The 24,183-nt window shown below is 74.0% G+C and carries 24 protein-coding genes; 15 read left to right on the plus strand and 9 right to left on the minus strand.

Annotated features, from left to right (window positions below):
- The first annotated feature begins 2 nt into the window (after positions 1 to 2).
- On the plus strand, positions 3 to 950 hold the full coding sequence (locus ACZ69I_RS20190) for a DUF3048 domain-containing protein (RefSeq protein WP_470833630.1): 948 nt from the start codon (positions 3 to 5) through the stop codon (positions 948 to 950).
- Between the two features lie 6 nt (positions 951 to 956).
- Here ACZ69I_RS20190 and ACZ69I_RS20195 read toward each other — a convergent pair whose 3' ends face one another.
- The gene (locus tag ACZ69I_RS20195) at positions 957 to 1,424 is read right to left on the minus strand and encodes a MarR family winged helix-turn-helix transcriptional regulator (protein WP_470833632.1); all 468 of its coding nucleotides are present in this window, start codon (positions 1,422 to 1,424) and stop codon (positions 957 to 959) included.
- A gap of 168 nt (positions 1,425 to 1,592) precedes the next feature.
- Here ACZ69I_RS20195 and ACZ69I_RS20200 point away from each other — a divergent pair, with 168 nt between their 5' ends.
- The 6 genes from ACZ69I_RS20200 to pcaDC all read left to right on the plus strand — a co-directional run bounded on the left by ACZ69I_RS20200 (position 1,593) and on the right by pcaDC (position 6,979).
- Positions 1,593 to 2,375, plus strand: a complete 783-nt coding sequence (locus ACZ69I_RS20200) for a CoA transferase subunit A (protein ID WP_470833633.1) — start codon at positions 1,593 to 1,595, stop codon at positions 2,373 to 2,375.
- On the plus strand, positions 2,375 to 3,022 hold the full coding sequence (locus ACZ69I_RS20205) for a CoA transferase subunit B (RefSeq protein ID WP_467673319.1): 648 nt from the start codon (positions 2,375 to 2,377) through the stop codon (positions 3,020 to 3,022). Before ACZ69I_RS20200 ends, ACZ69I_RS20205 begins: the two co-directional genes overlap by 1 nt.
- A 108-nt stretch (positions 3,023 to 3,130) precedes the next feature.
- Positions 3,131 to 3,907: a protocatechuate 3,4-dioxygenase subunit beta gene (gene pcaH, locus ACZ69I_RS20210; protein WP_470833634.1), complete on the plus strand. Its 777-nt coding sequence runs from the start codon at positions 3,131 to 3,133 to the stop codon at positions 3,905 to 3,907.
- Entirely contained in the window at positions 3,904 to 4,518 is a 615-nt protein-coding gene (gene pcaG / locus ACZ69I_RS20215) for a protocatechuate 3,4-dioxygenase subunit alpha (RefSeq protein WP_470833636.1), read from the plus strand. The genes pcaH and pcaG overlap by 4 nt, the downstream gene beginning before the upstream one ends.
- Positions 4,503 to 5,837, plus strand: a complete 1,335-nt coding sequence (gene pcaB / locus ACZ69I_RS20220) for a 3-carboxy-cis,cis-muconate cycloisomerase (protein ID WP_470833637.1) — start codon at positions 4,503 to 4,505, stop codon at positions 5,835 to 5,837. The genes pcaG and pcaB overlap by 16 nt, the downstream gene beginning before the upstream one ends.
- On the plus strand, positions 5,834 to 6,979 hold the full coding sequence (pcaDC, locus tag ACZ69I_RS20225) for a bifunctional 3-oxoadipate enol-lactonase/4-carboxymuconolactone decarboxylase PcaDC (protein ID WP_470833639.1): 1,146 nt from the start codon (positions 5,834 to 5,836) through the stop codon (positions 6,977 to 6,979). Before pcaB ends, pcaDC begins: the two co-directional genes overlap by 4 nt.
- On the opposite strand, the gene ACZ69I_RS20230 is transcribed toward pcaDC, so the two are convergent.
- The 3 genes from ACZ69I_RS20230 to ACZ69I_RS20240 all read right to left on the minus strand — a co-directional run bounded on the left by ACZ69I_RS20230 (position 6,976) and on the right by ACZ69I_RS20240 (position 9,541).
- Positions 6,976 to 7,728 carry a type 1 glutamine amidotransferase gene (locus ACZ69I_RS20230; protein WP_470833640.1) on the minus strand — a complete coding sequence of 251 codons (753 nt, stop codon included), beginning with the start codon at positions 7,726 to 7,728 and terminating at the stop codon, positions 6,976 to 6,978. The genes pcaDC and ACZ69I_RS20230 overlap by 4 nt on opposite strands.
- Positions 7,729 to 7,828: 100 nt before the next feature.
- Positions 7,829 to 8,755 carry an SDR family oxidoreductase gene (locus ACZ69I_RS20235; RefSeq protein ID WP_470833642.1) on the minus strand — a complete coding sequence of 309 codons (927 nt, stop codon included), beginning with the start codon at positions 8,753 to 8,755 and terminating at the stop codon, positions 7,829 to 7,831.
- 21 nt (positions 8,756 to 8,776) lie between these two features.
- Positions 8,777 to 9,541 carry an SDR family oxidoreductase gene (locus ACZ69I_RS20240; RefSeq protein ID WP_470833643.1) on the minus strand — a complete coding sequence of 255 codons (765 nt, stop codon included), beginning with the start codon at positions 9,539 to 9,541 and terminating at the stop codon, positions 8,777 to 8,779.
- A 68-nt stretch (positions 9,542 to 9,609) separates the two neighbouring features.
- Between ACZ69I_RS20240 and ACZ69I_RS20245 the strand changes: the two genes are divergently transcribed.
- From ACZ69I_RS20245 to ACZ69I_RS20260, 4 genes are read left to right on the plus strand one after another with little or no spacing between them, the layout of a single operon-like run.
- Complete coding sequence (locus tag ACZ69I_RS20245; protein ID WP_470833645.1) at positions 9,610 to 10,383, plus strand: enoyl-CoA hydratase family protein; 774 nt, start codon at positions 9,610 to 9,612, stop codon at positions 10,381 to 10,383.
- Positions 10,380 to 11,276 (plus strand): CoA transferase subunit A, encoded by an 897-nt coding sequence (locus ACZ69I_RS20250; RefSeq protein ID WP_470833646.1) that lies wholly within the window; start codon positions 10,380 to 10,382, stop codon positions 11,274 to 11,276. The genes ACZ69I_RS20245 and ACZ69I_RS20250 overlap by 4 nt, the downstream gene beginning before the upstream one ends.
- Positions 11,273 to 12,049 (plus strand): CoA-transferase subunit beta, encoded by a 777-nt coding sequence (locus tag ACZ69I_RS20255; RefSeq protein ID WP_467673339.1) that lies wholly within the window; start codon positions 11,273 to 11,275, stop codon positions 12,047 to 12,049. Before ACZ69I_RS20250 ends, ACZ69I_RS20255 begins: the two co-directional genes overlap by 4 nt.
- 38 nt (positions 12,050 to 12,087) lie before the next feature.
- Positions 12,088 to 13,134 (plus strand): NAD(P)H-dependent flavin oxidoreductase, encoded by a 1,047-nt coding sequence (locus ACZ69I_RS20260; RefSeq protein ID WP_470833850.1) that lies wholly within the window; start codon positions 12,088 to 12,090, stop codon positions 13,132 to 13,134.
- 65 nt (positions 13,135 to 13,199) lie between these two features.
- On the opposite strand, the gene ACZ69I_RS20265 is transcribed toward ACZ69I_RS20260, so the two are convergent.
- From ACZ69I_RS20265 to ACZ69I_RS20280, 4 genes are all read right to left on the minus strand, one after another.
- The gene (locus tag ACZ69I_RS20265) at positions 13,200 to 15,845 is read right to left on the minus strand and encodes an ATP-binding protein (protein ID WP_470833648.1); all 2,646 of its coding nucleotides are present in this window, start codon (positions 15,843 to 15,845) and stop codon (positions 13,200 to 13,202) included.
- Positions 15,846 to 16,043: 198 nt separating this feature from the next.
- The gene (locus ACZ69I_RS20270; RefSeq protein ID WP_470833650.1) at positions 16,044 to 17,201 is read right to left on the minus strand and encodes an acetyl-CoA C-acetyltransferase; all 1,158 of its coding nucleotides are present in this window, start codon (positions 17,199 to 17,201) and stop codon (positions 16,044 to 16,046) included.
- Positions 17,202 to 17,247: 46 nt separating this feature from the next.
- Positions 17,248 to 17,898, minus strand: coding sequence for a TetR/AcrR family transcriptional regulator (locus ACZ69I_RS20275; protein ID WP_470833651.1), 651 nt, complete (start codon positions 17,896 to 17,898; stop codon positions 17,248 to 17,250).
- Positions 17,899 to 17,913: 15 nt separating this feature from the next.
- On the minus strand, positions 17,914 to 18,696 hold the full coding sequence (locus ACZ69I_RS20280) for an SDR family oxidoreductase (RefSeq protein ID WP_470833653.1): 783 nt from the start codon (positions 18,694 to 18,696) through the stop codon (positions 17,914 to 17,916).
- Positions 18,697 to 18,842: 146 nt separating this feature from the next.
- Between ACZ69I_RS20280 and ACZ69I_RS20285 the strand changes: the two genes are divergently transcribed.
- The 4 genes from ACZ69I_RS20285 (at position 18,843) to ACZ69I_RS20300 (ending at position 23,443) form a co-directional block, all read left to right on the plus strand.
- Positions 18,843 to 20,132: an acyl-CoA dehydrogenase family protein gene (locus tag ACZ69I_RS20285; protein ID WP_467673347.1), complete on the plus strand. Its 1,290-nt coding sequence runs from the start codon at positions 18,843 to 18,845 to the stop codon at positions 20,130 to 20,132.
- Positions 20,132 to 21,139: an acyl-CoA dehydrogenase family protein gene (locus tag ACZ69I_RS20290; RefSeq protein WP_470833654.1), complete on the plus strand. Its 1,008-nt coding sequence runs from the start codon at positions 20,132 to 20,134 to the stop codon at positions 21,137 to 21,139. The genes ACZ69I_RS20285 and ACZ69I_RS20290 overlap by 1 nt, the downstream gene beginning before the upstream one ends.
- Before the next feature lie 124 nt (positions 21,140 to 21,263).
- Positions 21,264 to 22,448: an anhydro-N-acetylmuramic acid kinase gene (locus tag ACZ69I_RS20295; protein WP_467673351.1), complete on the plus strand. Its 1,185-nt coding sequence runs from the start codon at positions 21,264 to 21,266 to the stop codon at positions 22,446 to 22,448.
- Positions 22,449 to 22,513: 65 nt separating this feature from the next.
- Positions 22,514 to 23,443: a DUF2510 domain-containing protein gene (locus ACZ69I_RS20300; protein WP_470833656.1), complete on the plus strand. Its 930-nt coding sequence runs from the start codon at positions 22,514 to 22,516 to the stop codon at positions 23,441 to 23,443.
- A 150-nt stretch (positions 23,444 to 23,593) separates the two neighbouring features.
- Here the strand turns inward: ACZ69I_RS20300 and ACZ69I_RS20305 are convergent, their stop codons facing one another.
- Complete coding sequence (locus ACZ69I_RS20305; RefSeq protein ID WP_467673355.1) at positions 23,594 to 24,178, minus strand: TetR/AcrR family transcriptional regulator; 585 nt, start codon at positions 24,176 to 24,178, stop codon at positions 23,594 to 23,596.
- Positions 24,179 to 24,183 lie beyond the last annotated feature (5 nt).

The raw sequence follows: 24,183 nt of genomic DNA on the forward strand, positions 1-24,183 counted from the left end.
GCATGAGACGGCACACGGGACGGCGGGCGCGTACACGGGCCGGGGCGGCGGTGGCGATCACGCTCGCCGCCCTGGCGTCCGGCTGCACCATCGAACCCTCCGGGGCGGACGGGAATCCGCCCGCGGGGGCGGGACGGGGCGGTGTGCTCGCCGTCAAGATCGACAACGTGGGCGCGGCGCGCCCGCAGACCGGCCTCGACGCGGCGGACGTCGTCTACGTCGAGCAGGTGGAGGCGGGCCTCAGCCGCCTGATGGCGGTGTTCGCCTCGCGGCTGCCGCCCACCGTCGGCCCCGTGCGCAGCGCGCGCGAGACGGATCTCGAACTCCTGCGGCAGTTCGACCGGCCCGCGCTCGCGTTCTCCGGGGCGCAGTCCAAGCTCCTGCCGCTGATCGCGGGCGCGCCGGTGCGGGCCCTGCCGCCCGGCAGGGCGCCCGGCGGCGCCTACTACCGGGGCGGCGGCAGGGCCGCCCCGCACAACCTCTTCGTACGCCCGGCCGCCCTGAAGGCGCAGCCGCACGCGGGCGCCCTGGCGAGCACCGGATTCCGGTTCGGTCCGCGCCCGGCGGGCGGTACGCCGCAGCACCGGCGGACGGTCGACTTCCCCGCGGCGCGCTTCACCTTCGACTGGGTGGAGTACGAGGGGCGTTGGCGCGTCACGATGGACGGGCGGCGGGCCCGGACGTCCGACGGCAAGGAGCTCGGCCCGTCGACGGTCGTCGTGCAGTACGTGAAGGTGCGGTCCTCCCGCTTCCACGACCGCGCGGGCAGCGTCTCGCCGTTCACCGAGACGGTCGGCGAGGGCTCCGCGAGCGTGCTGCGGGACGGGCGCGCGTACGAGGCGCGGTGGAAGCGCCCGTCGGCCGGGGACGGCACCGCCTTCACGACCGCCGACGGCAGGCCGCTGGCGTTCGCGAAGGGGCAGGTGTGGGTGGTGTACGCGAAGAGGTGAGCCCGGTCAGTCGGCGGCTGCCGCCGTCGGCTCCGCGGGGTTGCGCAGGTCCTCCGCCGCGTCCGCGACCCGCTGGATCAGGTCGAGGAAGACGGACCGCTCCTCGGCGGAGAGCGGCGCGAGGAGGACCTGGTTCATCCGGGCGGTGCGCACGGTCAGTCTGCGGTGCGTGCGCCCGCCCTCGTCGGTGAGGCGCAGCAGGAAGCGGCGGCCGTCCGCCGGATCGCGGACCTTGTCGAGCAGCCCGCGGCGGATCAGCCGCGCGACGACCTCGGCGATGGTGGACCGGTCGAGGCCCACCCGCTCGCCCACGGTGCGCTGGTCGAGCCCGGGCTCGGCGACCAGGGCGTTGAGGACGGCGTACTGGGGCGAGGTGGTCTCCTCGGACACCATCGTGTTCCACAGCAGGTGGTGCGCCTGCTGCAAACGCCGGGCCAGGTGCCCGGGGTGGGTGGCCAGGTCCACCGCGGCCATGGGGTCCTCCGCTTCTTCGGCTGCCCGACTTGTTTTGTCGGCGCACTGAACAATACTCGCCGCCGATCCCGGAACGTGCGGGTCTTGTCAGGCAGTTGACGTGCCTCCTATCCTCGCCGGAATAGTCAGTGCGCTGACTAATCGATCGGGACGAGAGGGGGCGCACGGATGGACAAGGTGGTGGCCTCGGCTGCCGACGCGGTGGCCGACGTCCGGGACGGGGCGTCGCTGGCGGTCGGCGGTTTCGGCCTGAGCGGCGTGCCGAACGAGCTGATCCGCGCGCTGCACCGGTCCGGCGTCTCGGACCTGGAGGTCGTGTCCAACAACTGCGGGGCCATGGACTCGGGCCTCGCGGTGCTGCTCGCGGCGGGCCGCATCGCCCGCGTGACCGGCTCCTACATCGGCGCCAACAAGGAGTTCGCACGGCAGTACCTGGGCGGCGAACTGGAGGTCGAGATGATCCCGCAGGGCACGCTGGCCGAACGGCTGCGCGCGGGCGGCACCGGCATCCCGGCGTTCTACACCCCCGCCGGGGTGGGCACGCAGGTCGCCGAGGGCGGGCTGCCCTGGCGCTACGACGGCGAGGGCGGGGTCGCGCTCGCGTCCCCGGCCAAGGAGGTACGGGAGTTCGACGGCGTCCCGTACGTCCTGGAGCACGGCATCCGCACCGACTACGCGCTGGTGCGCGCGGCCCGCGGCGACCGGCACGGGAACCTCGTGTTCGGCAGGTCCGCCCGCAACTTCAACCCACTCGCCGCCATGGCCGGGCACGTGACCGTCGCGGAGGTGGAGGAGCTGGTGGAGCCGGGCGAGATCGATCCTGACGCGGTGCACCTGCCCGGCATCTTCGTGCAGCGGGTGGTGGCCCTCACCCCCGAACAGGCCGCCGACAAGGGCATCGAGCGGCGCACCGTCACCGGCCCCGCGACGCCCGGCACGGTGGACGGCTGATGGCCTGGACCCGGGAGGAGATGGCCGCCCGCGCCGCACGCGAACTCCGCGACGGCCAGTACGTGAACCTGGGCATCGGCCTGCCCACCCTGATCCCCAACCACCTGCCACCGGGCGTCGAAGTGGTCCTCGAATCGGAGAACGGCATCCTGGGAGTGGGCCCCTACCCCACGGAGGCGGAGGTCGACCCCGATCTGATCAACGCGGGCAAGGAGACCGTGACCGTGCTGCCCGGCGCCTCCTTCTTCGACTCGGCGCTCTCGTTCGGCATGATCCGCGGCGGCCACATCGACGTCGCCGTCCTGGGCGCGATGCAGGTCTCCGCGCGCGGGGACCTCGCCAACTGGGCGGTCCCCGGGAAGATGATCACCGGCATCGGCGGCGCGATGGACCTCGTGCACGGGGCACGGACGGTCCTCGTCGTCATGACGCACACCGCGAAGGACGGCACACCGAAGATCCTCGACGAGTGCACGCTGCCGCTGACCGGCAAGGGCTGCGTCGACCGGATCATCACCGACCTCGGCGTCCTCGAAGTGGCCGCGCACGGCCTGGAACTGGTCGAACCGGCGCCGGGCGTCACCGTCGCGGAGATCACCGCGAAGACGGCGGCGCGGGTGCATGTCCCCCCTGCGTTCCCGACGTGACTCCCGCGAGCTCCAGCGCGGCCGCACCCTCCGCCACTTCTTCGTAATCCGCCTTCTTCGTAGTCCGCCTTCTTCGTAGTCCGCCTTCTTCGTACGGAGCCTGCAGAGATGTCCCTCACCACCGAACCGCTGCCCGACGGACTCAGCCAGGACGCTATGGACGCCGAAGTCGCGAAGGCGCAGGCGGCGTCGCCCGGCGCGCACCACCCGCCGCGCGACTACCCGCCCTACCGCAGCAGCCACCTGCGCCACCCGAAGCGGCCGCTGGTCCCGCTGCGCGACCCGGATGCGGTGGAGCTGAGCGGGCCCGCGTTCGGCGTCACCGACGTCACCGCCCTGGACAGCGATCTGACGCGGCAGCACGCGGGCGAGCCGCTCGGTGAGCGCATCACCGTCAGCGGCCGGGTCCTGGACCGCCGGGGGCGGCCCCTGCGCGGGCAGCTGGTCGAGCTGTGGCAGGCGAACGCGTCGGGACGGTACGCCCACCAGGTGGACCGGCACCCGGCGCCCCTCGACCCGAACTTCACCGGCTTCGGCCGCTGCCTCACCGACGACGACGGCGGATACGCGTTCACGACCATCAAGCCGGGCGCCTATCCCTGGCGCAACCACGTCAACGCCTGGCGCCCCGCCCACCTGCACTTCTCGCTCTTCGGCACGGCGTTCACCCAGCGCCTCGTGACCCAGATGTACTTCCCCGGCGACCCGCTGCTCCCGTACGACCCGGTGCTGCGCTCGGTGACCGACGCGTCGGCCCGTGAGCGCCTCGTCTGCGCCTACGACCACACCCTGTCCGTCCCCGAGTGGTCGCTCGGCCACCGCTGGGACATCGTCCTGGACGGCCCGTCCGCGACGCTCTTCGAGGAGGGCGACCCGCGCCGATGACGCACCCACCGACACCGCCGCGCCCGAGGGCCGCGCCGTCCACGGACGCGTACGCCCCCACGCCCTCCCAGACCGTCGGCCCCTTCTACGGGTACGCGCTGCCCTTCCCGCGCGGCGGCGAGGTCGCCCCCGCCGGCCACCCGGACACGATCACCCTCCACGGGTACGTGTTCGACGGCGCCGGGCGGGTCGTGCCCGACGCCCTGATCGAGACCTGGCAGCCCGCGCCCGACGGCTCGCGCGCGGGAGCGCCCGGATCGCTGCGGGCCGACCCCGTCACCGGACGCGTCGTGGGGCGCGACGGTGTCGCATTCACCGGGTTCGGCCGGGTCCCGACCGACGCGGACGGCCACTGGTCCGTGCGGACACTGCCGCCCGGCGGCGTCTCGTACATCGCGGTCGCGGTCTTCGCGCGCGGACTGCTGCATCACCTGTACACGCGCGCGTACTTGGTGGACGAGCCCGGCGACGCGCTGCTCACCGCCCTGCCCGACGAGCGGCGCGCCACGCTGATCGCCCGGAGCGAGGCGCCGCGCACCTACCGGTTCGACATCCGCCTCCAGGGGGCGGGCGAGACGGTCTTCCTGGAGTTTCCGTGGGGGTCGCCGTGAGCGGCCTGTTCTCGCCGGGGTGGGCGGGGTCGCCCGCCGCCGACGCGACCTCCGACAGCGCCTTCCTCGGAGCCCTGCTGGCCGTCGAGGCCGCGCTGACCCGCGCGCAGGCCTCCGTGGGCCTGGCGCCGGCGGCCGCCGCGACGGCGGTGACGGAAGCCGCCGCCGACCTCGGCCGGTACGACGTACGGGACATCGCCCTGCGTGCGCGGGAGGGCGGGAATCCGGTGATCCCGCTGGTGGCGGAGTTGACGGCGGCCGTGCCCGCGGAGGCGGCGCCCTACGTCCACCGGGGCGCGACGAGCCAGGACATCCTGGACACGGCGCTGATGCTGCTGTCCGCGCGGACGCTCGACCTGCTCCTCGCCGATCTCGCCCGCGCGGAGCGGGCGTTGGCGGGGCTGGCCCGGGCGCACCGGGACACCGTGCTGCCGGGCCGCACGCTCACGCAGCACGCGGTGCCGACGACGTTCGGGCTGAAGGCGGCGGGCTGGCGATCCCTGGTCCTCGACGGGCGGGACCGGGTGGTGGCCGTGCGGAGCGGGCTGCCGGTGCAGTTGGGCGGGGCGGCGGGGACGCTGGCCGCGTTCGGGGCGTACGGGGGGACGGACACGGCGGCCGAGTCGCTGGTCTCCGCCTTCGCCCGGGAGCTCGCGCTGAGGGCGCCCCCACTGCCCTGGCACGCGCTCCGTACCCCCGTCGCCGACCTCGGCTCCGCCCTCGCCGTGACCACCGGCGCCCTCGGCAAGACCGCGGCCGACGTCCTCACGCTCTCCCGCACCGAGATCGCGGAGGTCTCCGAGGGCTCGGGCGGCGGCTCGTCCGCCATGCCGCACAAGGCCAACCCCGTACGCGCGACGCTCATCGCCGCCGCCGCACGCCGCGCACCCGCCCTCGCCGCGACCCTGTACGGCTCGCTGGCCGCCGAGGACGAGCGGCCCGCGGGCGCCTGGCACGCCGAGTGGGAACCGCTGCGCGAGCTGCTGCGGGTGGCCGGCGGCGCGGCGCGGGACGCGGCCGAGCTCGCCGAGGGCCTGCGCGTGCATCCGGCGGCGATGCGCGAACACCTGGACCTCACGGGCGGGTTGATCGTCGCCGAACGGCTGGCCGCCGAGCTCACGCCGCTGCTCGGCCGGGCCCGCGCGAAGGAGCTGCTGACCCGGGCCGCCGGACGCGCCCATGCCGAGGGCCGCCCCCTCGCGGAGCTCCTCGCCGACGAGCCCGCGCTCAGGGACATCGACCTCACCGAGCTCACCGACCCCACCCACTACACCGGTCTCGCCGGTGTTCTCACCGACCGTGCCCTGGAGCGACGTTGACCATCGCAGCGAGCGGCAGGCTGCCGCACCACACCGTCGAAGGGGCCGCCGCCGCTCCCCCGCTCCTCCTCGGCCCGTCCTTGGGCACCTCCATGGCCCTGTGGGACGGCGTCGCGCCCGCTCTGCGTACGTCCCACCGGGTCGTGCGCTGGGACCTGCCGGGCCACGGCGGTTCCCCCGCCGACCTGATCGCCCCCGGTGCGACGGTCGCCGACCTCGCGCGCCTCGTCCTCTCGCTCGCCGACTCGCTCGGCGTCGACCGCTTCGCGTACGCCGGGGTCTCGCTCGGTGGCGCCGTCGGGCTGCATCTCGCGGCGCGCCACCCCGACCGGGTGGCGGGCCTCGCCGTGATCTGCTCCTCGGCCCACTTCGGCGGCGCCGAGCCGTGGCGGGAGCGGGCCGCGCTGGTGCGGCGCGAGGGCCTCGCGGGGCTCGCGGAGTCGGCGGCGAGCCGGTGGTTCACGCCCGGGTTCACGGTGCCCGCCCTGGTGGCCGCGCACCGGGCGGTCGATCCCGGGGCGTACGCCGCCTGCTGCGACGCCCTGGCCTCGTACGACCTGCGGGACGCGCTGGCGTCGATCGGGGCGCCCACGCTGGTCGTCGCCGGGCGCGCGGACCCGGCGACGCCGCCCGCCCACGCGCGGGAGATCGTCGACGCCGTGCCGGGCGCCGCGCTCCTTGAGCTCGCGGGCGCCTCGCACCTGGCGCCCGCCGAACGCCCGGACGCGGTCGCGGCCGCCCTGCGCTCCCACTTCACCGGCGACGCCCCGGAGAGCGGCACGGCCGTGCGGCGCGCCGTGCTGGGGGACGCGCACGTCGATCGCGCACAGGCGAGCACGACGCCGTTCACGGCCCGCTTCCAGGACTTCATCTCCCGCTACGCGTGGGGCGAGATCTGGACCGACCCCACGCTGGCACGCCGCGAACGCAGCATGATCACGATGACCGCGCTGGTCGCCCGCGGCCACCTCGACGAGCTGGCCCTGCACGTCCGCGCCGCCCGCGGGATCGGGCTGACGCCCGAGGAGATCGGCGCGGTCCTGCTGCAGACGGCGGTCTACTGCGGCGTCCCGGCGGCCAACGCGGCGTTCGCGGTGGCCCAGCGCGTGCTGGCGGAGGAGCCGGAGGAAGCAGGGTCCTAGGACCCGGCGCGCGCCACGAAAAGGGCACACAGCTGGGCCAGGCTCCGTTCCGCCAGGGGCCGCAACTCCGGGGCGACGGCGCGGGCGTCGGCCCGCAGCCGCTCCAGCGCGTCGGGGCCGAGGGCTTGCGCCGCCTCGGTGGCGAAGGACGGCTCGGCGAGCCAGTCGTCCAGGAGCCCCGGCGTGACCTCCAGGTGGAACTGAAGCCCCCAGGCCGCGGGCCCGGCCCGGAACGCCTGGCACTCGGTGGTGGCGGTGCGGGCGAGCACCCGGGTCCCCTCCGCGGGCACGATGCGGTCGCCGTGCCAGTGGAGTACGGCAGGGGCGTCGGCCAGCGGTCCGACAACGGGGTCGTCCCGGTCCACGCCGTGCAGCGGGGCCCAGCCGATCTCACTGTCCCGGCCGAGCTCGACGCCGGTGCGGACCGTCAGCCCCTGCGAGCGGGCGAGCAGTTGGGCCCCCAGACACACGCCCAGCGTCGGGACCCCGGCTCGCACCGCCTCGGCCAGCAGATCCCGCTCCAGCTTCAACGCCGGGTGCCCCGCCAGGTCATCGGCGATCATCGGCCCACCCATCACGACGAGCCCCGCCAGCTCGGACACGGACGGCAGGTCGCTCGCCGACGCCCCCGGCGCGTCGAGCAGGTTCCGCACGTCGACGCGCAGCCCGCTCCCGTCCAGCGCGTCCAGGATCAGGCCGGGCTTCTCGACCTCGACGTGCTGGAGGATCAGGACGGTGTGCGCGGACATGCGGAGTCTCCTTGGCGGGAACGGGGGCCTCACTCTAACGTGGCAGGTCAGCAGGCTGCTGAGCCCGGCACTTGAGGCGTACGCCCGAGGTCCGCCCCCGTCAGCGCGCCCCGTACACCGGCTCCGGCACCCCCGCCTCCGCGAGCAGTTCGCGTGCCGTGGCCCCCGCCTCCGCCGGGGTGCGGCGGGCGCCCTTGTCCGCGGTCGGGCCGGGGCGCCAGCCCTCCATGACCGTGATGCGGCCCGCCTCGGTCTCGAAGACCCGGCCCGTGACTCCGGCGGAGTCGGTGGAGCCGAGCCAGACCACGAGCGGGGACACGTTCTCCGGAGCCATCGCGTCGAAGCCGCCGTCGTCGGGGGCGGCCATCGTGTCGGCGAAGGTCTGCTCGGTCATGCGGGTGCGGGCCGCGGGGGCGATGGCGTTCACCCGCACTCCATAGGCGCCCAGTTCGGCCGCGGCGACCAGGGTCAGGCCGAGGATGCCCGCCTTGGCCGCGCTGTAGTTGCCCTGCCCGACACTGCCCGCGAGGCCCGCTCCCGAGCTGGTGTTGACCACGCACGCGTGTGGCGCGCGGCCCGCCTTGGCCTCGGCACGCCAGTGTGCGCCCGCGTGCTTCAGGGGAAGGAAGTGCCCTTTGAGGTGGACGCGCAGCACGGCGTCCCAGTCGTCCTCATCGAGGTTGACGAGCATCCGGTCGCGCAGGAAGCCCGCGTTGTTCACGAGGGTGTCGAGGCGGCCGTACGTGTCGAGCGCGGTCCGCACCAGCGAGGCGGCCCCTTCGGACGTGGCGATGTCACCGCCGTGGGCGACGGCTTCGCCGCCCGCCGCGCGGATCTCCTGGACGACGTCGTGGGCGGGCCCGCCCGACTCCCCCGAGCCGTCGGGGCCCACCCCGAGGTCGTTGACGACGACCCGGGCGCCTTCGGCGGCGTACGCGCGCGCGTGCGCCCGGCCGAGGCCGCGGCCCGCCCCGGTGACGATCACGACGCGGCCCTCGCAGAGCCCGGAATCGGCAGCTGACGTCATGGCGGAACTCCTCGGGTGGGTTCAGTGGTTGACGGACGCGGCGGCCAGGAACGCGGGGCGCTCGCCGCCGCCGTGCAGCCGGAGGGCGGCGCCGCTGATGTACCGGGCGCGGTCGGAGGCCAGGAACACGCAGGCGTCGCCGACGTCGGAGGGGTCGGCGAGCCGGCCGAGGGGGACGGTGCGGGCGACCCGGGCGATGCCCTCCTCGTCGCCGTAGTGGAGAGCTGCGCTCTCGGTGCGGGCGAGGCCGAGGACGACCGTGTTGACGCGCACGGCCGGGGCCCATTCGACGGCCATGGTTCCCGCGAGGTTCTCCAGGCCCGCCTTCGCGGCGCCGTACGCGGCGCTGCCGGGCGAGGGCCGGGTCCCGCTGACGCTGCCGATCATCGTGATGCTGCCGCCGGTCTCCTGGGCGCACATCACGTCCCGGGCCGCGAGGGAGGCGTACAGCGGCGCGAGGAGGTTGAGTTCGACGATCTTCGCCTGGCGGGCCGGTCCGGTCTCGGCGAGCAGTCCGAACGGCGTGCCCCCCGCGTTGTTCACGAGGGCGTCCACCGCACCGTGGTCCGCGGCCACTTCGGCGAAGAAGGCGTGGGCAGCCGCCGCGTCGCGCAGGTCGAGGGGCCTGAACTCGGCGACGCCGCCCGCCGCTTCGACGGGCCGCTCCGGCGGCCTGCGGGCGCAGACGACGACCCGCGCCCCCGCGGCGAGGAAGCTCCGGGCGATCCCGGCACCGACGCCGCGGGTGCCGCCGGTCACGACGACCACCTGTCGTGTGTCAGTCATCGCTGCTACCTTTCCAACTAACAAATGTTTGGTTGAAGGCGTGTGGTCGAAAGGTAGCGGATCCTCTGATGTCTGTCTCCACCTCCGCCCCGGACAAGGGCGTGGCCGTCGTCACCGTCGACCACCCGCCCGTCAACGCCCTTCCGGTACAGGGCTGGTACGACCTGGCGGAAGCCGTGCGCGCGGCCGGGCGCGACCCCGCGACCCGCTGCGTCGTCCTGACCGCGCAGGGCCGCGGGTTCAACGCGGGCGTGGACATCAAGGAGATGCAGCGCGACACCGGCCACACGGCGTTGATAGGAGCCAACCGCGGGTGCTACGAAGCGTTTTCGGCGGTGTACGAGTGCGAGGTCCCGGTCGTGGCGGCCGTGCACGGCTTCTGCCTGGGCGGCGGGATCGGCCTCGTGGGGAACGCGGACGCGATCGTGGCCAGCGAGGACGCCACCTTCGGCCTGCCCGAGCTGGACCGGGGCGCCCTCGGCGCGGCCACCCACCTGGCCCGCCTCGTGCCCCAGCACCTGATGCGCGCCCTGTACTACACCTCGCGCACCGCCACCGCCGCCGAACTGCACGCGCACGGCTCCGTGTGGCGCGTCGTCCCGCGCGGGGAGCTGGCCGACGCGGCGCTGGACCTCGCGCGGGAGATCGCCCGCAAGGACGGCACGCTGCTGCGGCTCGCGAAGGCCGCGATCAACGGAATCGACCCCGTCGACGTGCACCGCAGCTACCGCTTCGAGCAGGGCTTCACCTTCGAGGCGAACCTCAGCGGCCTGGCCGACCGCATCAGGGGCGGCTTCGGGGCGCAGGCAGACGCCGGGGCACAAGGGGAGGGCAATTCATGAGCGGCAGGACCGACAGCGGGAACAGCGGCAGGACCGACAAGATGATGTCGCCGGACGAGATCGTGGGGCGCCTGTCGAGCGGCATGACGCTCGGCATCGGCGGCTGGGGCTCGCGCCGCAAACCGATGGCGCTGGTGCGCGCGCTGCTGCGCTCCGACGTCACGGACCTGACCGTCGTCTCGTACGGCGGCCCGGACGTCGGCCTGCTCGCCGCGGCCGGCCGCATCCGCAAGCTGATCACCGCCTTCACGACCCTGGACTCGATCCCCCTCGAACCGCATTTCCGGGCGGCACGCGAGCGCGCCGCCTTCGAACTCGTCGAGCTGGACGAGGCGATGTTCATGCAGGGCCTCACCGCCGGCGCCCAGCGGCTGCCGTTCCTGCCGATCCGCGCGGGACTCGGCTCCGACGTCCTGCGGGTCAATCCCCGGCTGCGGACGGTCACTTCGCCCTACGAGGACGGGGAGCGGCTCGTCGCCGTACCCGCCCTGCGGATGGACGCGGCCCTGGTGCACCTGAACCGCGCCGACCCCTTCGGCAACGGCCAGTACCTGGGCCCGGACCCCTACTTCGACGACCTGTTCTGCGAGGCCGCCGACACCGCGTACGTCTCGTGCGAGCGCGTCGTCGACCCCGGCGAGCTCACGGCGCACGCCGCGCCCCAGACGATGCTGGTCTCCCGGCACTCGGTGACGGGCGTGACCGAGACCCCCAAGGGGGCGCACTTCACGTCCTGCGTGCCCGACTACGGCCGCGACGAGCCCTTCCAGAAGGAGTACGTCACCGCGGCCGCCGACCCGCAGGCCTGGTCCGCCTTCCGCGACCGCTTCCTCTCGGGCACCGAACGCGCCTACCAACTGGCCGTCCAGACCTGGCACAAGGAGCAGCGATGACGCGCACCGACCCCGCCACGGCGGCCGCCACCCGCGCCGAGTACTGCGTGATCGCCTGCGCGGAGGCCTGGCGGGGCGACGGCGAGATACTCGCCTCCCCCATGGGCACGATCCCGTCGGTCGCGGCCCGCCTCGCCAAGCTGACCTTCTCCCCCGACCTGCTGCTCACGGACGGCGAGGCCCTGCTGATCGGCGACGTCCCCGCGGTCGGCTCCGCGTCGACGGTGACGGAAGGATGGCTGCCGTACCGCAGGCACCTGACGATGGTCATGGGCGGCCGGCGGCACGTGATGATGGGCGCGAGCCAGATCGACCGCTTCGGCAACCAGAACATCTCGTGCATCGGCGACTGGGCGCGCCCCGAGCGGCAGCTCCTCGGAGTGCGCGGCGCCCCGGTCAACACCCTCAACAACCCGGTGAGTTACTGGGTTCCGAGGCATTCGACGCGGGTCTTCGTCGAGAAGGTCGACATGATCAGCGGGGTCGGGTACGACAGCGCGGCCGCGGCCGGTCCCTCCGCGACCCGCTTCCACGATCTGCGCCGGGTCGTCTCCGACCTCGGCGTCTTCGACTTCGGGACGCCCGACCACGCCATGCGCCTGGTCTCCCTGCACCCGGGCGTCACCCTCGACCGGGTGCGCGAGGCCACCGCGTTCGCCCTGGCCGTGCCGGACGCCGTCCCTCTCACCCGTGAGCCGACCGCCGAGGAGCTGCGGCTGATCCGGGACGTGGTGGACCCGCGCGGGCTGCGCGACCGCGAGGTGCGCCCGTGACGCCGGAGCCGCCCGCCACGCCGCCCGGCGCCCCCGCCCTGGAGACGCCGCTGACCCGGCTGGTCGGCGTCCGGCACCCGATCGTGCAGACCGGCATGGGCTGGGTGGCGGGACCCCGCCTGGTCACCGCGACCGCCGCGGCCGGGGCGCTCGGCATCCTCGCCTCCGCCACGATGACCCTCGGGCAGCTGCGCGCGGCCGTCCGCGAGGTCAAGTCCCGCACTGCCGCGCCCTTCGGGGTCAATCTGCGGGCGGACGCGGGCGACGCGCGGGACCGGGTCCGGGTCATCGTCGAGGAGGGCGTCCGGGTCGCCTCCTTCGCGCTGGCGCCGTCCAGGGAGCTGATCGCCGAGCTGAAGGACGCGGGCGTGGTGGTCATCCCCTCCATCGGCGCGCGACGGCACGCCGAGAAGGTCGCCGCGTGGGGCGCGGACGCGGTGATCGTGCAGGGCGGCGAGGGCGGCGGCCACACCGGTGACATCGCCACGACCGTGCTGCTCCCGCAGGTCGTCGACGCGGTGGACATACCGGTGGTCGCGGCGGGCGGCTTCTACGACGGCCGCGGTCTGGTCGCCGCACTCGCCTACGGAGCGGCGGGCGTGGCGATGGGCACCCGTTTCCTGCTCACCTCGGACTCGACGGTGCCGGACGCGGTCAAGGCCCGCTATCTGGCCGCCTCCGTCAAGGACGTCACGCTCACCACGCGCGTGGACGGCCTCCCGCACCGGATGCTGCGGACCGAGCTGGTGGCGGACCTGGAGCGTTCGGGCCGGGTCGCGTCGCTGGCGCGCGCGGTACGGCACGCGGCGGCGTTCCGGAGGATGTCCGGCATGGGGTGGCGGCAGATGGCCCGCGACGGGCTCGCGATGCGGCACGGCAAGGACCTGACCTGGAGCCAGGTCCTGCTCGCGGCGAACACGCCGATGATGCTCAAGTCGGCGATGGTGGACGGCCGTTTGGAGCTGGGGGTGATGGCCTCGGGGCAGATCGCCGGTCTGATCGAGGACCTGCCCTCGTGCGCGGAGCTGGTGGAGCGGACGATGGCCGAGGCGGGCGAGACCGTGGCGCGCTTGAAGGCTCTCTGACGCCACGAACCCCGCTTGGACCCAGCGTTCACGAGCCGATCCGGTGCTGCTCGCGGCCCGGGGCGTCAGCGGCGCACCAGGGGCAGGTGGTCCAGCGCCCGGTCGGCGAGCCCGTCCGCGCCGCAGGTCCGCGCCAGGGTCAGCCCGCGCTCCAGCTCCGTCGCCGAGTCCGCCGCGATGCCGTACTCGACGCGGGCGACCGCGTGTTCGTACGCGCAGGGGGACGCTTCCAGATACGTGGCGGCCTGGCGGTACAGCTCGACGGAGCGCGGCCCGGTCTCCAGCGCCGCCGCGCACCGCAGGGCCTCGCCGATGGCGGTGTCCGTGCCGAACCGTTCGGCCTGCATACGGGCGTCCGCGACCAGGTGCGCGGCCCGCTTCGGGTCCTCGTGGGCCAGGGCGCGGGCGAGGTCGTACGCCCAGGGGGCGAGGACGGTGTTGTACTGGCCGCGCGCGGTCAACGCCTTCGCCGTGGCCTCCAGTTCGTTGAGCCCGTCCTTCGTGCGTCCCAGGGCGAGCAGGAGCCGCCCGCGTACGGACGGCGCGTCGGGTACGTAGATCGTGGAGGCGGAGGGTGGCGCGAAGCCGTACCGCTCGGCGACGGTGCCCGCCTCCGCCACGTGGCCGCGGGCCAGCAGGGTGTCGATGAGCATGCTGGCCGCCTCCCAGTGCATCGGCAGGCCCTCGCCGACGCGGTCGGCCAGGCGCAGGCTCTCGCGCAGCGACCGCTCGGCGTCCGTCAGCCTGCCGCGCCTGCGGTACACATAGCCGAGGAAGGCGTGCGAGAGGGCGAGGTGTCCGCCGCTCCAGCCCGCGGTCTCGTAGGCCCGCACGGCCTCGGTGAAGAGGCTCTCCGCACGGTCGAGCCGGTCGGAGAAGGCGTACGAACCGCCGAGCATCAGGCGGAGTTCGAAGCTCCATTCCGTGTCGGTCCAGCCGAGTCCGGGGGCGAGGCGGCCGTTGACGAGGGCGCGGTCGCAGAGCTCGACGACCAGTTCCGCGCTCTCGCCGCGGGTCATGGCGTCGAAGGCGCGCAGGATCAGCAGGGCGCGCTCGGCGTTGTCGCGGCCGGCGAGGGGCCCGGCGAGCTTGGCGAGGCGCCGCGAGCGGCCCGGCGAGTCCTCCTCGCCCGCGTGGATGCCCTCCCACATGTAGTGCACGGCCTGCAGGCGCAGGCGCGCGGGGCCCGGTTCGAGGCGTGCGGCTTCCTCGGCGATGGCCCGCAGGCCCTCTTCCAGCTGGTCGTTGTGGACGAGGGCCTGGGAGAGTCGGCAGACCGCGTCGACGCGCAGATCCTGGTCGAGGCCGGGTGTGGAGAGCGCCTCGCGCAGGTGGCCGATGGTGGTGACGGGTGAGGTGAGGAGCGTGGCGCAGCCCAGTTCGTAGCGCACGCGGGCGTGGATCTCGGGCAGCGGCGGCTCGCGCAGGGCGCGTTCCAGGCACCGGCGTGCGGCGTCGGGAGCGCCGACGGCGAGGTGTTCGGCGGCCGCTTGGCGCAGCTGCTCGACGAGTTCGGCGTCGTCGTCCGGGTGGACTTCCAGGAGGTGCCGGGACGCGGCCGCGGCGCCGTGGCCGGAGTGGGTGACGACGGAGGCCGCCTGGCCGTGCATCGCGGTGCGGGTGGCGGCCGGGATGGAGCGGTAGACGGTGGTGGCGATCAGCGGGTGGACGAACTCCAGTCCCTCGTCGCCGATGACCAGGATGCGCGCCGCGCAGAGCCGCTCCGCGCACCGTTCGGCGGCCTCGGGGGTCATGCCCGCGAGCGAGGCGGCCAGCTCCGCGGAGATGGAGCTGCCGAGGATGGCGGCGGCCCAGGCGAAACGGGTGGCGTCGGTGCCGAGTCCTTCGAGGCGGGCGACGAGGCCGCGGCCGCGGGCCGTGCGGTTGAGGGCGCGCAGTTCGTCGGCGGAGCTCTCCACCGGATCGAGGTCGCTGTCCTGGACCTTGGCGAGGAGCTCGACCGTCTCGTACGGATTGCCGCCGGTGACCGCCCACACCTCGCGGCAGAACGGGGAGTCGGCGTGCTCGCCGAGCGTGGCGCGGGTCAGGCCCGCGGCGGCGTCCGGGGTGAGGGCGCGCAGGGTGGTGAACGATCGCGCCTGAGTGGCGACGGTGGCCAGATGGCGTGCGCTCTCGCCCTCCGCCTCGCCGGGCCTGCGGGCGATCACGACGAGTACGGGGAGTTCGTCGAGGCGCTGGGCGAACGTGGCGAGCCAGTGCAGCGTTTCCTGGTCGGCCCAGTGCGCGTCGTCGATGAGCAGGACGAGCGGCCAGTGCAGCCGGGCGAGGCGGGAGACCGCCTCGACGAGGCCGTCGCAGACGCCCTGCGGGTCCGGCCTGCGACCGCCGGGCTCGGCTATGCCGAGGGCGGGGCCCGCGATGTCGTAGCAGTCGCCGAAGTACTCGCGGGCCTGGTCGGGGGCGAGGTGGACGAGGGCGGGCTGCAGGAGCTGGCGCACGACGTTGAAGGGGACGGAGGTGACCGCCTCACCGCCGCGTGCGGTCCAGACCGTGGCGCGGCCCTCCGCGAGGCGGCGGACCTCGGCCAGGAGCGCGGTCTTGCCGATGCCCGCCTCGCCGCTGAAGGCGATGAGACCACCGGAGGTCGTCGCGTCGGCGCAGAGCTTCTCCACGGCCTGGGTGGCCGCGGCGAGTTCGGCATGGCGCTCGTACAGCGGGGCCCAGGCTCCACCGGGCCGTCCCTGCGTCATCGCGCTACCTCCCGGGGTCGCTCAATCGACGTACAGAAGTCGAGACTAGCCGGGTCGGAGCCGCCATGGAGCGCGGTCGGCGCAGGTACTCCCGCAAGGGGTGAGGATCAGTCCGTTTCGCGGACGGCCGGTGTCCGGCCGTGCGTCGGCCGGAGGCGCGGCCGGGTGGCCGGGGTGGCCGGGACAGGGCACAGGCTCTCAGAGGCGTTCGATGATCGTCACGTTGGCCTGCCCGCCGCCTTCGCACATCGTCTGGAGTCCGAACCTGCCGCCGGTGCGCTCCAGTTCGTGCAGGAGCGTGGTCGTCAGCCTGACGCCGGTGGCTCCGAGGGGGTGGCCGAGCGCGATCGCACCGCCGTTTACGTTGACCTTCGCCGGGTCGGCGCCGGTCTCCTTCAGCCAGGCGAGGACGACCGGCGCGAACGCCTCGTTGATCTCGACGAGGTCGATGTCGCCGATGCCCATGCCGGTCTTCTTCAGTGCGTACGCGGTGGCGGGGATCGGTGCGGAGAGCATCCGGATGGGGTCCTCGCCGCGCACCGAGAGGTGGTGGATGCGGGCGCGGGGCGTCAACCCGTGCTCCCGTACGGCCCGTTCGCTCGCGATGAGCAGCGCAGCCGCGCCGTCGGAGACCTGGGAGGAGCAGGCGGCGGTGATCGTGCCGTCGTCGAGGACGGGCTTGAGACCGGCCATCTTCTCCAGGGTGGTGTCGCGCCGCGGGCCCTCGTCGGTGGTGACGTCTCCATGGGCGACGAGTTCGCGGTCGAAGCGGCCCCCGTCGATGGCGCGGACCGCCCGCTGGTGCGAGCGGAGCGCGAACTCCTCCATGTCGCGGCGGGATATGCCCCACTTCTCGGCGATCAGCTGGGCGCCGTGGAACTGGTTCACGGGCTGTGCGCCGTACCGCGCGCGCCAGCCTTCGCTGCCCGCGTAGGGACCTTGGGTGAGGCCGAGGGGCTCGGCTGCCTGCCGGGAGGCGAAGGCGATGGGGATCATCGACATGTTCTGCGTGCCGCCCGCGACGACGAGGTCCTGGGTGCCGGACAGCACGCCCTGCGCCGCGAAGTGCACGGCCTGTTGCGAGGAGCCGCACTGCCGGTCGATGGTCACGCCGGGCACCTCTTCGGGCAGTCCGGCCGCCAGCCAGCTGGTGCGGGCGATGTCGCCGGCCTGCGGTCCCACCGTGTCCAGGCAGCCGAAGACGACGTCCTCGACGGCGGCGGGGTCGACGCCGGTGCGCTCGACGAGGGCGCCCAGGACGTGCGCGCCCAGGTCGGCGGGGTGGACCTGGCTGAGCCCGCCCCTGCGCCTGCCGACGGGGGTGCGGACCGCTTCGACGATGTAGGCCTCGGCCATGACTGCGTACTCCTCGGTCGTGCGGCGCCGTCCGACGACGCGCCGCTCACGTACGTACGGAGATGCCGTCCAGGACCATCGACAGGTACTGACGGGCGATCTCCTCGGGGCTGTGGCCTCCGCCGGGGCGGTACCAGGACGCGGCGACCCAGACGGTGTCGCGCACGAAGCGGTAGGCGAGCCGGATGTCCAGGTCGTCGCGGAAGACGCCTTCCGCGACGCCTCGCTCCAGCGTGGTCAGCCAGGCCTTCTCGAAGCGCTGCTGCGAGTCCGAGAGGTACTGGAAGCGCTGCTGGGCGACCAGATGCCTGGACTCCTTCTGGTAGATCGCGACGGCGGCGCGGTGCCGGTCGATCTCCCGGAAGGACTCGGTGACGAGTGCTTCGAGCGTTCCACGGGGGTCGAGCTGGGCCTGGAGCACGGTCTCGTACCCGTCCCACAGCTCGGTGAGGAAGGTGCGGAGGATCTCTTCGAGCATCGACTCCTTCGAGTCGAAGTGGTAGTAAAGGCTGCCGGCGAGCATGCCCGCGGCGTCGGCGATCTTGCGGACCGTCGTGGCGTTGTACCCCTGCTCGGCGAAGACGTCGGCGGCGATGGCGAGGAGTTCACGGCGCCGCTCGGGCGAGGGGCTCACCTGGGGCTTCTTCTTCGCCGCGGGCTGTTCGGGGCTGCTGGTGCGCTGGTTCGGTTTCGACACACGGTCATTCTCCGCCTAGGCGTGCTGGCTGCTGACCGAGACCGTCTCCCCCGTCATGTACGAGGAGTAGCCACTGGCCAGGAAGACGATGACGTTGGCTATCTCCCACGGCTCGGCGTGCCTCCCGAACGCCTCGCGCGCGGTGAGCTCTTCGAGGAGCTCGGGCGAGGTGGCCTTCGCGAGGTGGGGGTGCATGGCGAGGCTCGGCGCGACCGCGTTGACCCGGACGGCGTCGGGGGCCGCTTCGAGCGCGGCGCAGCGGGTGAGGGCCATGACCCCGGCCTTCGCCGCGGCGTAGTGCGCCTGACCGGCCTGGGCGCGCCAGCCGAGCACCGACGCGTTGTTCACGATCACGCCGCCACGGTCGGTGGCACGCATCCGGCGCAGGGCGGCCCGGGTGGAGCGGAACGTGCCGTTCAGCGTGACGTCGATGACCTTGTCCCACTGCTCGTCGGTCATCTCGGTGAGGGCGGCCGTCCCCCCGAGACCGGCGTTGTTCACCACGATGTCGAGGTGGCCGTGGCGCCGCTCCGCGAGGTCGAACAGGGCGTCGATCTGCGCGGCGTCGGTGACGTCGCACGGGATGCCGTCCACCCGCTCGGCGCCGAACTCCTCTGCGAGGGCCGCCACCGACTCCTTGGTCCTGCGCACATGGGCGTCGCCGATGACGATCCGCGCACCCTCCTCCAGGAAGCGGCGCGTGGTGGCGCCGCCGATGCCCGCCCCGGCGGCGGCCGTGATCACCGCGGTGCGGCCCGCGAGCAGGCCGTGTGCGGGCACATAGACCGGTGCGTCCATGGGCTGCCCCCCCGATTCCGGATTCAGGCTCTCGACTCTTCGGCCACCTTCAGGGTAATCTACCAAACACTTGTTAGGGAAGAGCGCGTGACGATCCCGGCCGCGGACGCGGCCCCGCACCCCGGAACCGAAGAGGTGGGCCACTGATGGACCTCGACTTCACCGCCGAGGAGGAGGAGTTCAGGCAGCGGGCGCGCGACTGGCTCGCCGCGCGCGTACCGGCCGCGCCGCTCCCCTCCCTGGAGACCGGCGAGGGGTTCGCCGCCCACCGGGAGTGGGAGCGCACGCTCGCGGCCGACCGCTGGTCGGTCGTGTCCTGGCCCGAGGAGTACGGCGGGCAGGGCGTCGACATAGTCAAGTGGCTGGTGTTCGAGGAGGAGTACTACGCGGCGGGCGCGCCGGGCCGGGTCTCGCAGAACGGCATCAACCTCCTCGCGCCCACCCTCTTCGACTTCGGCACCGAGGAGCAGCGTGCGCGGGTGCTGCCGCCCATGGCGTCCGGCGAGGTGATCTGGGCACAGGCCTGGTCGGAGCCCGAATCGGGCTCCGACCTCGCGTCCCTGCGCTCCACCGCCCGGCGCACGGAGGGCGGTTGGCTCCTCAGAGGGCAGAAGACGTGGTCGTCGCGGGCCGCCTTCGCCGATCGCGCGTTCGGCCTGTTCCGCAGCGAGCCGCACGGGAGCGGTGCGGAACACGCGAGCGGTGAGGTGCGCGGGAGCGGTGCGGAACCCGGGAGCGGTGCGGAACGCGCAGGCGTAGACAAGCACGAGGGCGGCGGGAAACACCCCGACGGCCAGCGGCACGCGCGCAAGCCGCACCACGGCCTCACGTATCTGATGTTCCCGCTCGACGCCCCCGGCGTGACGGTCCGTCCCGTCGGCCGCCTGGACGGCAAGCCCGCCTTCGCCGAACTCTTCCTGGACGACGTGTTCGTGCCGGACGAGGACGTGATCGGCGAGCCCGGCCAGGGCTGGCGGATCGCCATGTCGGCGACGGGCAGCGAACGCGGCCTGACACTGCGCTCCCCCGGCCGCTTCCTCGCCTCGGCGGACCGTCTTGCCCGGCAGTGGCGCGCCCGGGCGGACCCGGCCGACACGGCGCTGCGCGACCGGGTCGCCGACGCCGTCATCGGCGCCCGCGCCTACGCGCTGTTCACCTGGTCCAACGCCTCGCGGTTCCTGGCCGGGGAGCGGATCGGCGCCGAGTCCAGCCTCAACAAGGTCTTCTGGTCGGAGTACGACATCGCGCTGCACGAGACGGCGCTCGACCTGCTCGGCCCGGACGGGGAGTTGACCGACGGCACGGCCGCGCCCGGGGCCGACTGGGCGGAAGGGTACGTCTTTTCGCTCGCCGGCCCCATCTACGCCGGTACCAACGAGATCCAGCGCGACATTATTGCCGAACGGCTGCTCGGCCTGCCGAAGGGACGGCGCTGATGAGGTTCCTCCTCGACGCCGAGCAGCGGGAGTTCGCGCACTCCCTGGACGCGATGCTGACGGCGGCCGGCACGGTGGCGGCCACGCGCGCGTGGGGCGGCGGCGACCACGCTCCGGGGCGTGCGGTGTGGGCACGGCTCGCGGACGCGGGGGTCTTCGCGCTGCCGGTCCCCGAGGAGTACGAGGGCGTGGGCCCGTTGCCCGTCGAGACGGCCGTCGCCTTCGTGGAGTTGGGGCGGCACGCCGTGCCGGGGCCGGTCGTCGAGACGGTGGCGGCTGCGGCGCTCCTGACCCACCTCGCCGAAGAGGGTGAGCGGGAACCGGCCAAGCGCCTGCTGCCCCTTCTGGCCTCGGGAGCGGTGAGCGCGACGCTGTCACTGCCCGACGGCGGCCCGCACGCCCTGGACGCGGACGCGGCGGACCTGATCCTGGCCGTGTCGGACGACGCGCTGCGGCTGGCCCCGGGGCACGCGCGCGTACGGCGGTCCCTGGACCCGGCACGGCGCCTCGCCGCGCCGTCGCCCGGCGGGGAGTTGCTCGCCTCCGGCCCCGCCGTGGCGGCCGCCGCACGGCACGCGATGCGGTGGGCGGCACTCGCCACGGCCGCGCAGTCGCTCGGCGTGGGCCTCGCGCTGCTGGAGCGGACCGTGGCGTACGCGAAGCAGCGCACCCAGTTCGGGGTGCCGATCGGGTCGTTCCAGGCGGTCAAGCACCGGCTCGCGGACGTCCTCGTACGCCTGGAGTTCGCCCGGCCGCTGGTGTTCGGCGCCGCGACGACCATGGCCCCGGGCGATGTCGCGGCCGCCAAGGTGACGGCGGGCGAGGCGGCGTACGCGACGGCCCGCGCGGCGCTGCAACTGCACGGCGCGATCGGGTACACGGCGGAGTTCGACCTGTCCCTGTGGCTCACCAAGGCGCGGGCGCTGCGCAGCGCCTGGGGGGACCCGGGGCTGTGGCGCGGCCGGGCCCTCGCCGCGTACGGGGAACGCGCGGCGGCCGCCGGGTGAGGGGTGCGCCGAGCGGCGGGCGGCGTCTGCACCCCGTGCCGCTTTCCCGAAGACGAGTCGCGCGCGGCCCCCGGGATGCGATGATCAAGCACATTTGGTGAGCCGACCGAGAAGGAGGCCCCACGTGCGCGTGATCGGGCTCATGTCAGGGACCTCGTACGACGCGATCGACGCGGCAGCCGCCGATCTGACCCTCGACGGCGACCGTCTGACGCTCACCCCCCTCGGCCTGATCAGCCGTGGCTACGAGGACGGGCTGCGCGCCGCTCTCGCCGCCGCGCTGCCGCCCGCCGCCACCACCCTCGCCGAGGTCTGCCGCCTGGACACCCGGATCGGGCGGGCCTTCGCCGCCGCGGCGGTCGAGGCCGACCGCGAACTGTGCGACGGACGGGCCGAACTGGTCGCCTCGCACGGCCAGACCGTCTACCACTGGGTGGCGGACGGGCAGGTGCACGGCACCCTGCAGATCGGCCAGCCCGCCTGGATCGCCGAGGCCACCGGGCTGCCGGTGGTCGCCGACTTCCGTCCCCGTGACATCGCGGCGGGCGGCCAGGGCGCGCCGCTGGTCAGCCTGGTGGACCGGATGTGGCTGCGTGGCAGGCCCGGCGCCCCCGCCGCGCTGAACCTCGGCGGCATCGCCAACATCACCGCCGCCGACGGCACCGCCTTCGACACGGGCCCCGCCAACGCCCTCGTGGACGCGGCGGTGCACGAGGCGACGGACGGCCGTCTCGCGTACGACCTGGACGGCGAGCTGGCCGGGAGCGGCGCGGTCGACGAGGGGCTTCTGGCCCGGCTCCTCACCGAGCCGTACTACGCGCTCGCGGCGCCGAAGACGACGGGCAAGGAGCTCTTCCACCTGCCCTACCTGCGTACGGCCCTGCGGGGGTACGAGGCGCTGCCCGTAGAGGACGTCGTCGCCACGCTGACCCGCCTCACCGCCCGCACCGTCGCCGACGCGGTCCGCACCGTCGGGGCCACCGAGGTCGTCGCCTCCGGCGGCGGGACGCGCAACCCCGCCCTGATGGCCGCCCTGCGCGAGGAGTTGGGCAGCGGCATCCCGGTGCGTACCTCCGACGAGCTCGGCCTGCCGTCCGCGGCGAAGGAGGCCTACGCCTTCGCGGTCCTCGGTTTCCTGACCCTGCACGGACTGCCGGGCACCGTCCCGGCGAGCACGGGGGCGCGGCACGCGAGCGTGCTGGGTTCGATCACCCCGGGGCGGCGGGGGACGCCGTGGCCGACGGTGGCGGCGGAAGGCGAGGGGCCGGTGCGGCTCGTCGTCAACGGCCATGGGGACGGGGGCTGGTAGCGCGGGCCGGAGATGAGAGGGCCCCTCTCATCCACCTTTCAGGCGGGGCTCATACGCTGACGGGCATGACCCAGATGACTCCCCCAGGCTGGTACCCCGATCCCGGCCAGATCGCCGGCGGTCCTCCCACCGAGCGCTGGTGGGACGGGAACGTGTGGACGGACCAGGTGCGGGCGGCCGCCGGCACCGCGGCGTATCCGACGCAGCCTGCCTTCCCGGCGCACCCCGGGCAGCCGCCCGCCCCGCGGCGGCGGCTGCGCATAGCGATAGCCGCCGGCGTGGTGCTCGTCGTCCTCGCCGGGATAGCCGGGGGCGTGTACGCCCTGACCTCCGACGACGACGGGGACGGCTCCGCGGTGAAGGAACCGTCGGTCGGCGGCCCGCGGGCCCCGGGCAGGTCCGAATCGCCCCGGGCGCCCGAGGGGCCGGAGGAGCCCGGGGCACCGGAGCAGGAGCCGGGCTTCGCGAGCGACCCGGTGAACGGCATCAGGATTCCCGTGCCGGACGGCTGGCGCGGCGGGAGCACGAAGTACGGCGGCGGGGTGCAGACCGACCCCATCCCCTGCCCCGGGAACACCGACGAGCAGTGCACGCGCGGCAGCGCCTTCTCCCAGTCGGCCGAGCAGCTGAAGATCGACGCCGACACCCCCGAGGCGGCGGCCAAGGCGGACATCGAGAAGAACGCCGAGGAAGGCTACGGCGGCAAGACCTACGGCAAGATCACCTCGCACAAGGTGCTGGCGTCCGAGCCGGTCACCGTGGCGGGCCAGAAGGGCTACTTCGTGCGCTGGAAGGCGGTCACGGAGAAGAGCGACGACGGCTACGTCGAATCGCTCGCCTTCCCCTCCCCCGCCGACAAGTCGAAGCTGATCATCGTCCGCATGGGCATCGACGTGAACGACAAGGCCCCTGCACTGTCCACCATGGACAAGATCGCCGAGGGCATCAAAGCCGGTCCCATCGGCGGCAGCGGCGGAGCGGGCAAGGACGTGTAGCGGAAGTTCAGGAAAAGCTCTCAGCGGGCCGGGCGGGGTTCCTCGCCGCTCAGGAGGAACCCCGTCCGGCCCGTGGGTGCGCGCCGCCCCCGTCCCCACGGTGCGGCGCGGGCAGGCCCGGGTCGTCATCCCACAGACCCGGGCCCACGATCAGGTGAGGCCCAGTGCGGGAAGCACACAGGCCTCGACGAAGCGGGTCAGATACTCCCCGTCGGCGTACGCGCCCTCCAGGATCGGCCGGGCCCGCAGCACGCCGAACAGCTGCACCGAGAGGAACTCCACGGCGGGGTGGCCCTCGGCGATCTCGCCGCGCTCGACGCCGCGCCGGATGATCGCGGCCACGGCCTGGAGCTCCGGCTCGACCAGCGTCTCGCGCAGCGCCCGCTGCAGCTCCTCGTCCTGCAGGACCGCGTGGCTGAGCGCCTGGACCAGCATCGTGTCCCGCCCCGACTGCTCGCCCGCGGCCCGGGCGGCCTCCCGCAGATCCCCGGCGAGACTGCCGGTGTCGATCCCGGCGAAGCGCACGCAGCGGTTGGCGCGCAGCGCGGCGGCCACGAACTGGGGCTTGGTCTTCCACTGGCGGTAGAGCGTGGACTTGCTGCAGCGGGTGCGGGCGGCCACGCCCTCCATGGTCAGGGAGTCGTACCCGCACTCGCGGAGCTGTTCGAGGACGGCGTCGTAGAACTCCTGCTCACGCTCGGGCGTGATCTTCGAGCGGCTCGACGTCGACGTCATGACTC

The sequence above is a fragment of the Streptomyces sp. NPDC036815 genome, from assembly GCF_055609205.1.